The sequence below is a fragment of the Clostridioides sp. GD02404 genome (genome assembly GCF_045898275.1).
Classification (GTDB): Bacteria; Bacillota; Clostridia; order Peptostreptococcales; family Peptostreptococcaceae; genus Clostridioides; species Clostridioides difficile_A.
Genome location: NZ_JBJOCA010000011.1, coordinates 12,281 through 23,432, shown reverse-complemented (window position 1 = coordinate 23,432; position 11,152 = coordinate 12,281). Strand labels below are relative to the sequence as shown.

7 protein-coding genes are annotated in these 11,152 nt (G+C 27.6%); 4 read left to right on the top strand and 3 right to left on the bottom strand.

The window, feature by feature from the left end; translation table 11 throughout:
• Positions 1 to 66: 66 nt before the first annotated feature.
• Together Q3287_RS08390 and Q3287_RS08385 are read right to left on the bottom strand one after the other, a co-directional pair.
• On the bottom strand, positions 67 to 804 hold the full coding sequence (locus tag Q3287_RS08390) for a LytTR family DNA-binding domain-containing protein (RefSeq protein ID WP_009888197.1): 738 nt from the start codon (positions 802 to 804) through the stop codon (positions 67 to 69).
• An 18-nt stretch (positions 805 to 822) separates the two neighbouring features.
• Positions 823 to 1,758, bottom strand: a complete 936-nt coding sequence (locus Q3287_RS08385) for a sensor histidine kinase (RefSeq protein ID WP_009888196.1) — start codon at positions 1,756 to 1,758, stop codon at positions 823 to 825.
• A 207-nt stretch (positions 1,759 to 1,965) separates the two neighbouring features.
• Here Q3287_RS08385 and Q3287_RS08380 point away from each other — a divergent pair, with 207 nt between their 5' ends.
• From Q3287_RS08380 to Q3287_RS08370, 3 genes are read left to right on the top strand one after another with little or no spacing between them, the layout of a single operon-like run.
• On the top strand, positions 1,966 to 4,542 hold the full coding sequence (locus tag Q3287_RS08380) for an ABC transporter permease (RefSeq protein WP_407963861.1): 2,577 nt from the start codon (positions 1,966 to 1,968) through the stop codon (positions 4,540 to 4,542).
• 11 nt (positions 4,543 to 4,553) lie between these two features.
• A complete protein-coding gene (locus tag Q3287_RS08375) occupies positions 4,554 to 5,216 on the top strand; it encodes an ABC transporter ATP-binding protein (protein WP_054275714.1) in 663 nt (220 codons plus the stop codon).
• A gap of 39 nt (positions 5,217 to 5,255) precedes the next feature.
• Positions 5,256 to 5,597: a hypothetical protein gene (locus Q3287_RS08370; RefSeq protein WP_021382906.1), complete on the top strand. Its 342-nt coding sequence runs from the start codon at positions 5,256 to 5,258 to the stop codon at positions 5,595 to 5,597.
• Positions 5,598 to 5,957: 360 nt separating this feature from the next.
• Here the strand turns inward: Q3287_RS08370 and adhE are convergent, their stop codons facing one another.
• Positions 5,958 to 8,600: a bifunctional acetaldehyde-CoA/alcohol dehydrogenase gene (adhE, locus tag Q3287_RS08365; RefSeq protein WP_054268917.1), complete on the bottom strand. Its 2,643-nt coding sequence runs from the start codon at positions 8,598 to 8,600 to the stop codon at positions 5,958 to 5,960.
• An 878-nt stretch (positions 8,601 to 9,478) separates the two neighbouring features.
• On the opposite strand from adhE, the gene Q3287_RS08360 reads away from it, so the two are divergent.
• Entirely contained in the window at positions 9,479 to 11,077 is a 1,599-nt protein-coding gene (locus Q3287_RS08360; protein ID WP_054268916.1) for a putative manganese-dependent inorganic diphosphatase, read from the top strand.
• Positions 11,078 to 11,152 lie beyond the last annotated feature (75 nt).

Here is an 11,152-nt window from a genome sequence, read left to right as displayed (position 1 = left end):
ACTATAGCAAATTTATATGATATCTTCATCATACATATTGTATATCACTGAAAATTTTTTTCTTCATTAAAACCTTTTAACCCTATAAAATCTGTATAGAAAATCTTTTTCTAAAGATTTATTTAAAGTAGCACTTTCTTGAAAATTTATAAATTTTATCTCTAAAGAAGACTTATTTATAGGTATAACCTTATGTATAAGTCTTAAATTTACTATGTATTGTCTATGAGTCATAAAGAAATTAGGAGGTAGGCGTTTTTTTAAATCATCAAAGTTTTCATAAAATTTTATCGTATCTTCATCTCTAGTATATAAATTAATAGCTCTTGAATTTTTCTCAAACATGACTATATCATCAAAATTAATCATATGTATCTGTTTCCTTATTTTATATACAAAAAGAGTATCTTCTATAAAATTATTTTTTGCAATTTTATGAGAGTTAATGTGGTCTATTGCTATATTAATTGAATCAAGTATTTTTTCTTTTTTAAACGGCTTAACTATAAAATCTATAGGATGTACTTTAAAGCTCTCAAGACTATAGTCAGCAAAACCTGTTACAAAAACTATATGTATATCTTTATCTATAGAAAGAATTTCTTTGGCAGAATCAATCCCATTTTTATATGGCATATCAATGTCAATAATCAACAAGTCTATTTTCTCACTTTTTATAAATTCAATTGCTTCTATCCCATCCTTGACTTTCTTAACATAATCTACATATCCGGACTCTTTAACTATATTTGCTATATCATCTCTTACAATTTTATCATCATCACAAATCAAAACTTTTATCACAGACTTCTCTCCTCCTAACTAATAATATTTTGGTATTAAAATTACAAATTCAGTTAAAAAATCGTCACTATTTACAAGTATACTATAATCATACTTATCTAGTATATTTTTAACTAGATATAACCCAAAACCTCTGTCTTGCCCTTCTTTAGTGCTAAATCCATCCAAAAATATACTTTCGACATTATGTATTTTAGGACCATTATTTTTTATGGCTATAATATACTGAAATTCATCTTCATATGCATGTAATCTTATATACTTCTTTTCCTTTTGTATAGCAGACAAAGATTCTATTGCATTGTCTATTATGTTTAATAGCACTGAACTCATATCATTAGGTTCAATCTCTAAATTATCCATAAAATCTTGGATATATACATCAAAAGATATGTTCTTTTCAAGACATTCCTCATATTTTAAGGAAGCTATAGCATCTAAATAAGATACTTTCCCATATCTTGAATTCTTTGATTTAAAGCTATTTGATATATTCGTTATATATTCTTTGGCATCTTCAGCTAAGCCAGTATTTAATAGAGAATATACTACTTGTAAATGTTTTAAATAGTCATGTTTTTGACTTCTTAATTTTACGATTATATTGTCCTTATGATTTATTTTACTGTCTAATTTTTGTAGCTTATACTCTTGTTTATTGTTATTGTCTAGTAATCTTATAAATTTAAATCCTATATAAAAACTTAAAATAATTAAAATTAAAAAAAGTATAATATTTAATACTCCTTCAAGTAAAAAATTATATCCTAAACTTAATTGTATATACTCAATACCCTCCATGAATAAAATCCATACAAAACACGATACAAAAAATGTTAATATTCCTCTTTTTAATATGTCTAATTCTTTATAAAACCTGTATTTATTCATTATAAGATTACTAAATATAAACAAAGTTAGTATTACTATAGGAAATATAAAATTATTCTCCATAATTCCCCTCCCATCTACACTTTATATGAGGATTATATCATTTTAGAAAAATTATGTAAAAAGTCAAATTTTACATGTACATTAATTAAACTTGTAAATATGCATATAAATTTGTACAATTAAGTACTCAAAACTTGTAAATACTTACTTTGCTATATATTTTAAATAAACATATAATTGAGTTAGCTAAGAAAGGAAGTGGTAAATATGAAAGATAATTTAAAAATAGTACTAAGATACATAAAAAGTTATAAAGCAAGATCTTTAGCAATTACTCTGAGTATAATTCTTGCTACATCACTCATTGTCGGTATTGGCACCCTCTCAAGAAGTGCTCAACAAGCAGATGTAGATAGATCAAAGAGAGAGCTTGGAACTGACCATGCATACTTTAAAGATATAAAGAGAAATCAATTAGAATCCATAAAATCTGGTAAAGATATTAAAAACCTAGGTATAACATCTTATTATGCATCTACAGATGTTAATGAAAAATTACCTATAAACATACAATATGCAAATAAAAATTACTTAACTAATCAATCTAAACTTATAAAAGGTCACCTCCCAAAAGCTAACAATGAGGTGGTGGTAGAAAAATGGGTTTTAAATAGTATGGGTTTAAAGCCAGAAATAAATCAAAACCTTACTTTTAAATTATATCAAAAAGAAAAACCAGAGACCTTTAAAGTTGTAGGAATACTTGAAGATAGATTTATAGAGAAACAAAAGGGGAAATGTGAAATTTTTTTAAACCTACATGAATCAAAATTGAATAAGTTTACAGCTTCTATTGAATTTAATGAAGGCAGTGATATAAATACAAACATAGACAATATAGTAAAAAATGCTATGTTGGATGAGAAAAGCGTAGGAATAAACTCAATGCTTATAGACGCTACTATGGAAAATGGTACTTTAGATAATTCAAGTAAATATGTTGCAATTGCTATGAGTATATTTTCTGGTATTGTAATCTATAGTATCTATGTTATATCAATATACCAAAGAGTACAAGAATATGGTATCTTAAGAGCTATTGGCTCCACTAACTTTAGGATTTTCAAACTTATGTTTTATGAACTTTTCATACTTGCTCTGATAGCAATGCCTCTAGGTATATGTACAGGTATGGGAGGTGCACAAATATTTAATAGGTTTGCAGGAAATATTCAATTTGAAGGAAATATAAATGTTACTCCTTTTGTTATTCCAGATAAAATAATCCTCTTATCAATTGCATGTATAATACTGACAATACTCATTATAAGTTTCTTTACATATTTAAAGATAAGAAGAATTTCTCCTATTGATGCTATAAGAAAAACTTTTGGAACTGATAAAAATATAATCAAAGTTAATTCTTTAATATCAAAATTGACTTTAAATATGTCAGTAACAAAATCTATATCTGCAAAAAACATCTTTAGAAATAAAAAGGGATTCCTTATAATTGTATTATCTATGAGTATAGGAGGTATAATTGTCATAAAAGACAATTATAAATATTCTTTTTTAGATGTCAAAAACAAAAACATTCAAGAGCAAGTATATATGAATGCAGATTTTATTCTATCAAATACTTATCTCAATGAAATTGGCAGCAATACCTCTTTTAAAGATATAAGGGGATTTAATGATAATCAGATAGATAAAATTAAAAATATAGATGGAATTGACAAAGTCAAAACTGCTAGCATCTTAAACACGAGAATAGAGGTAAATAAAATAAATAGATTAGATTACTACGAAGCTATAAATTCAGCTCCTTATTATAAGAAAAATCCTTTATTTATAAAAAATAAGACTACTGGAAAATATACATTAAAACAAAAGTTAAAAGGTTATAATGATGAGATGATAAATTCATTAGAAGATTACTTAGTAAGTGGAAGTATAAACTTAAAAAAAATGAAAAAAGAAAACTTAGCTATAGTATATGTACCAGAAATTTCTAAAACACAAAAATATACAAAGACCTTTACTCCTGGTGAAGGGACACCAGCTATAGATATAAAGGTAGGTGATACTATAAAAGTTAAATACCCGAAGGCTGGAATGGATACAGGACTTTATGAAAGTTTAAAAGATAATTATGAATACTTAGAATATGAATTTAAAGTTGGAGCTATTATAAGTTATCCTTTTGCAGATAATGGTATGTACTCTGGAGATGATGGTGTAGATGTAATAACGAGTAGCGAATATCTAAAAAAATTAACTGGTGTAGATAAGTATAACTTAGTTTATACAGACATTAATGAAAATGCAAACAAGAAAAAAATAAATAGACTTCTAGGTAAAATTGGAAGTGAAGTTCCTGGAACTACAACAGTAGATATGATGGTAGAAAAAGAAAATTCTGATAAGATGACATCTAGGTCTTTGATTTATAGTTATGGCATAGTAACAGTAATGTTTATAATTAGTGTACTTAACATAATAAATAACATAAGTTATAACTTAACTTCAAGAACTAGTGAATTTGGAATGTTGAGAGCTATTGGTATTTCTGAGAGAGGCTTTAAAAATATGATACTCTATGAAGGAATATTATATGGAACACTCTCAAGTGTAATTACCATCATTTCAGGACTTATAATACAGTTTAAAATGTATTATATGCAAGGCTTTGTATCATATGGCTTGGGATTTTCAATAGATTACAAAATATATATCCTAGTTGTTTTAGCAAACATAATTGTAGGTATTCTAGCTACATATATTCCATTAAGGAAAATAAATAAAATTAGTATAGTTGAAGCTATAAACATTACAGAATAGGAGGATTAATTATGCCTATATTAGAGATTCTTAACTTAGGTAAGATTTATGGAAAAAAGGAAACAGCTGTACATGCACTAAAGGATGCAAATTTAAAAATAAATAAGGGTGAATTTGTTGCGATAATTGGTCCAAGTGGAAGTGGAAAAAGCACATTTCTACATTTAGTAGGCGGTCTTGAAAGACCAAGTAGCGGGACTATAAAAGTCGATGGTAAAGATATATGTTGCCTTTCAGATAAAAGATTAGCAAAATATAGAAGACAAAAAGTAGGATTTGTCTTTCAACAGTATAACCTAATTCCAGTATTAAATGTAAAAGAAAATATAGAATTACCACTAAAGTTAGACAATAAAAAAGTTGATGAAGAATACATCGAAGACATTATAAATTTATTGGGTCTTAGTGAGAGGAAAAATCATCTTCCAAATCAATTATCTGGTGGTCAACAACAAAGAGTTGCTATTGCACGCGCTTTATCTGCAAAACCGAGTATAATACTAGCAGATGAACCAACAGGAAATTTGGATAGTAAAACTACAGAAGAAGTCATGGATTTACTAAAAAATTCTATAAAAAAATATAACCAAACTCTTATAATAATAACACATAATGAAAATATTGCTAGAAAAGCAGATAGAATTATATCTATAATAGATGGAGAGCTTAGTTAAACTAATACTCTAAAACTACTTATAGAAAAGAGGATTTAAATGTTATTGGTTTTAGGTAATTTAAATTTAGACTTGGATTTTGACTATAGAATAATAAGAGAAGAAAACGATGATGTAGATGTATTTATAGATATTAATTATCGTAGCTTAGATATAGATACTGACGGTTCTAACTTATTTAATTCTAGAATCCAATTTCCCTTTGTAAGAGCATTGATTCTAAGGGTAAATAAGAACAATCAATGTATGACAATTCATTTATTAAGGGACATAGATTTATTCTCTGCTTTTGCTAACTTTGAAGTAGATTATACTGATTCTATAATAAATATAAAAAATCAAAGTGAAAAAGTTATTCTAAATAAATCTATCAAAAAGTAGTAAGGGGGCCTTAATAGGCCCCAATTCTTTTTGTTTTCTAAACTTATTATATCATGATAAATAAATTAGTCAATAGAATTTTCTGAATATTTTTATAATTTTTTCATAAAGTTTTTTATATATTCTGCTTTAAAATTATATGTAATAAAAAAATTTTCCGACTAATTTTAAAGTTAATTGATTAAATACACATATTCAAAATCAATATGAATTTCTTAACTTTTTATCATTTCCGTTTAAGATTTAAGTTATAATGTATTATTAAAAACTATTTATATACGACTCTAATAAAAATCTATTTATATTCAAATCTAATAATTTATATTCAAGTCTAATAGAACCTATATTGTACAATAAATATTATTTACCATAATAAACTTTTAAATATATCTCTTTTAATTCACTCATCAATGGGTATCTAGGATTAGCTCCTGTACATTGGTCATCAAAAGCTTGTTCAACCATAGCATCTAATCCTTCTAAGAATTTAGATTCTTCTACCCCAGCCTCTTTTATAGTTTTAGGAAGTCCTACTCTTGCCTTTAATTCATCTATTGCTTTTATAAGGTTATCTACTTTTTCTTGGTCTGTATTTCCCTTGATTCCTACAAAAGAAGCAAATTCAGCATATCTTTGTATACAATCAGGATATCTGTATTGTGAGAATGCACCCATCTTATTTGGAGCTTCTGCACAATTGAACTTAATTACTTCATTTATTAATAATGCATTTGCAACACCATGTTGAACGTGGTGGAATGCACCCAATTTATGTGCTAGAGAGTGACAAATTCCTAAGAAAGCATTTGCGAAAGACATCCCAGCCATAGTAGATGCCATTGCCATTTTTTCTCTTGCTTCTTTATCATTCTTTCCATTTTTGTATGCACGAGGTAGATATTCAAATATTATTTTACCTGCTTGAAGTGCTAATCCATCAGCTGGTTCAGTTCTTAACATAGACACATATGCTTCTAGTGCATGTGTTAAGGCATCAACACCTGATGCTGCTGTTAATCTTGGTGGCATCTCCATCATCATGTCAGCATCGATTATAGCCATGTTTGGCATTAATTCATAATCTGCTAATGGATATTTTACACCTGAATCTTGGTCAGTTATAACTGCAAATGGAGTTACCTCTGAACCAGTACCTGCTGAAGTTGGGATAGCAGCAAAGTATGCTTTTTCACCCATTTTAGGGAATGCATATACTCTTTTTCTTATATCCATAAATCTCATAGCCAAATCTTGGAAGTCTACCTCTGGATGCTCATACATTACCCACATTATCTTACCAGCATCCATTGCGCTACCTCCACCTACAGCTATTATTAAATCTGGTTGGAAATCAGCCATAGCCTTAGCTCCTTCTCTTGCACAAGCTAATGTTGGGTCTGGAGCAACATCAAAGAATGTAGTATGCTTAATTCCCATCTCATCTAACAAATCAGTTAGCTTCTTAGTGTATCCATTATTGTAAAGGAAAGAATCTGTTACTATAAAGGCTTTCTTTTTATCCATAACATCTTTAAATTCTCTTGCTGCTACACCTAAACAACCTTTTTTGAAATAAACCTTTTCTGGTGCTCTAAACCAAAGCATATTCTCTCTCCTTTCAGCTACTGTCTTGATATTAAGTAAATGTTTCACTCCTACATTTTCAGATACTGAGTTTCCACCCCAAGAACCACAACCAAGAGTAAGAGATGGCGCTAATTTAAAGTTATATAAGTCACCTATACCACCTTGTGACGATGGAGTATTAACTAATACTCTACAAGTCTTCATAGCATTTACAAACTTCTCTACTCTATCTGGATGATTTATAGAGTCTGCATATAACGAAGATGTATGGCCATATCCACCATCTGCAACTAATTTTTCAGCTTTAGCAACTGCATCTTCAAAACTTTTAGATTTGTACATTGCAAGTACTGGAGAAAGTTTTTCATGTGCAAAAGGTTCTTCTACTTCAACAGATTCTACTTCACCAATTATTATTCTAGCTGTTTTTGGAACTTCTACATCAGCCATTTTAGCTATCACATGAGCTGGCTGACCAACTATCTTAGCATTTAATGAACCATCAATTATTACTACTTTTCCTACTTTTTCTGTTTCTTCTTTATTTAAGAAATGTGCTCCACGATATTTAAATTCTTTTTTAACTTCTTCATATATTTTTTCTGGCACTATTACTGCTTGCTCAGAAGCACATATCATACCATTATCAAATGATTTTGATACTAATATTGAACTAACAGCCATTTTTACATCTGCACTCTCATCTATTATTGCAGGTACATTTCCAGGTCCAACTCCAACAGCTGGCTTTCCTGAAGAATATGCAGATTTAACCATTCCAGGTCCACCAGTAGCCAATATAAGGTCTGCCTCTGCCATAACAACGTTAGTAAGTTCAATTGAAGGTACATCTACCCAACCTATAAGTCCTTTTGGGGCACCTGCTTTAACTGCTGCATCATGTACAACTTTAGCTGCTTCTATAGTACAGTTTTTAGCTCTTGGATGAGGAGAGAAAATTATACCATTTCTAGTTTTTAGTGCTATTAGGGACTTAAATATTGCAGTCGATGTAGGATTAGTTGTTGGTATAACTGCTGATAAAACACCTACTGGTTCAGCAATTCTTGTGAAACCAAATGCTTCATCTTTTTCTATAACACCACAAGTTTTAGTGTCTTTATAAGCATTATAAATATACTCTGAAGCAAAATGATTTTTTATAACCTTATCTTCAACAATACCCATACCAGTTTCTTCTACTGCCATTTTTGCTAGAGGTATTCTTTGTTGATTTGCTGCAGTTGAAGCAGCTAAGAAAATTTTATCTACTTGCTCTTGTGTAAATGTTGCAAATTCTTTTTGTGCTAGTCTGATTTCTTCTAGCCTCATTTTTAATGTCTCAACACTATTGACAATTTCAGGACTACATACTTCAACATTTAATTTTTCTACAGCTTTTTCTTTCTTCTCCATACTAAAAACCTCCCTAAATAATTATGTATCGCCTATTTTTATAAATCTTAAATACATCATCTATATTTTAACTTATACTTAAAATATTTTTATAGATTTCATGTCTATACCTTAGATTTTATTTACTTTGTCTCTCTAGGTCAAGAAGTTTTTTTCTGAATATTTTGTCAATTTATTTTTTAACAAATACATTATTTTTTTTACTTTTATTTAAATTTTTTATTTAAATGAGATATTTTTCATTTGAATAATTTACTTTGACTAAATAAAATACTAAAATGATAATTTATATCTTTCACTTTTTTTACTTATTAAATTTTATATGTTATTTATGTATTATTTGCATAAATAACATATAAAATTTTTGTCATATTTTCATAAAATAACACTTATTTTTGACTTATATGCAATTTTTCGTTCTACAACATCCGTATAATTTTAAAAAATATATAAACTGAAATTAGTATAGTTTATATAAGTTATTTTTAAATCAATACATACTTAGTATACTTTTCATATCTATAAATAATTTTTATGTTAAATCCGTTAATTTTTTACTTATAACATATATACAAAAATTTTTATAGTATAAAATATTTATAAATTTTTAGTTTATTATCATATTAATTAATTTTTTCGCAGGTATATTTAATCGATTTATTTCGAATAAAAGTAAATTTAATTTAGAATATAATTGGGTAAAAGTATAATATCATAATGATTTTTATATCAAATTCATTGTATTTATGTAAGAAATAAAATTTTATATAATATTTTTTCATTAAATTTTTTTCTTTTTACAACATATACCCACAACCTTTTGATATAATATTTTTATCAATTATTATTTATATTCAAGTTTTGAAAGGAGTATTAAAATGAGTTTATTAGTTTTCGGACATAAAAATCCAGATACAGATTCAATATGTTCTGCAATTTCATTAGCACATTTAAAGAACAAACTAGGAATAAAAGCAACAGCTTATGCTTTAGGAGATATCAGAAAAGAGGCTAAATATGCCTTAGATTACTTTAAGGTAGATGCACCTGAAATTTTAGATAATGTTAGAATACAAGTTAGAGATTTAAATTATGATAAAGTAGTTCCTTTAACTCCAACTTCATCTATATTAGAAGCTTATAATCTTATGGATGAAAAAAATGTTAAGACACTGCCTGTAACTTATGATGATGGAACTTTTGCTGGTATCATTACTATGAAAGAAATAGCTAAAAACCTACTTCATCAACACTTTACAACTATACACACATCACTATCAAATATTTGTAAAAACCTTAATGGTACTATTCTTGTGGATTGTGGTGAAGATGTAAAAGGTAGAGTGGTTACTCTATCATTTGGTATGGAAACTCTAATAGAGACTCTAAAAGAGGGAGACATAGCTATTGTTGGTGATAGATATGATAGTATTGAATATGCTATTGATACAAAAGTTAAACTTTTAATACTTACTAATCATACAGAGATTTCAAAAGACTTACTAGCTCTTGCTAAAATAAATGGAGTTTCTGTTGTTTCTGTTGAAAGTGATAACTATAAAACTTCTAATGTGATAAATCAATGTAGTTTCTTAGACTCTATAGAGGCTACAGAAAATTTAATTACATTCAAAGAAGATGATTACATGGATGAAATTAAAGAAATCATGCTAGAGACAAACTTCAGATCTTATCCTATATTAGATGATGATAATAAGTTTTTAGGATTGATTTCAAAAGGGCATCTATTGAACCCAACTAAAAAGAATGTTGTTTTAGTTGACCATAATGAATATGCCCAAAGTGCTGATGGAATTGAACAAGCAAATATAGTTGAAATAATTGACCATCATAAACTTGGTGGTATTTCTACTGATGTTCCTATGTCTTTTAGAGTTATGCCTGTTGGATGTAATAGTACTATAATTTACCAAATGTATAAAGAAAATAATGTTGAGATACCTTATGAAATAGCTGGGCTTCTTTTATCTGCTATATTATCTGATACATTATTATTCAAATCTCCAACAACAACTGACATGGATAAAAAAGCATGTGAAGAACTAAGCAAAATAGCAAATGTAGATATGGAAAAATATGCTATGGATATGTTTAAATGTGGTACTTCTTTAGATGAATATACTATAGAAGAAATAGTAAATATGGACTTTAAAGAATTCAATATGAGTGGATATAAAGTTGGTATTGGACAAGTATTTACTTTAGATATAGATTCTATATTTGCTAAAAAAGATGAATTTTTATCTTATATAAATTCAACTGATTATGATAAATTAGTTATTGCAGTTACAGACATAATTAAAGAAGGCTCTTATTTAATCTATAAGGCAGAAGATAGATTAATTGCTGATGCATTTAGTGTTGAAGGTGTTCAAGGTACATTTGCACCAGGTGTTGTATCTAGAAAGAAACAACTAGTGCCTAATTTAACTACTGCAATCAAGAACTTTAAATAATATAAAATTTTTAAACAGAAAAACTGTTTCAAATATATATTTGAAACAGTTTTTTATTATACATATATTAATATT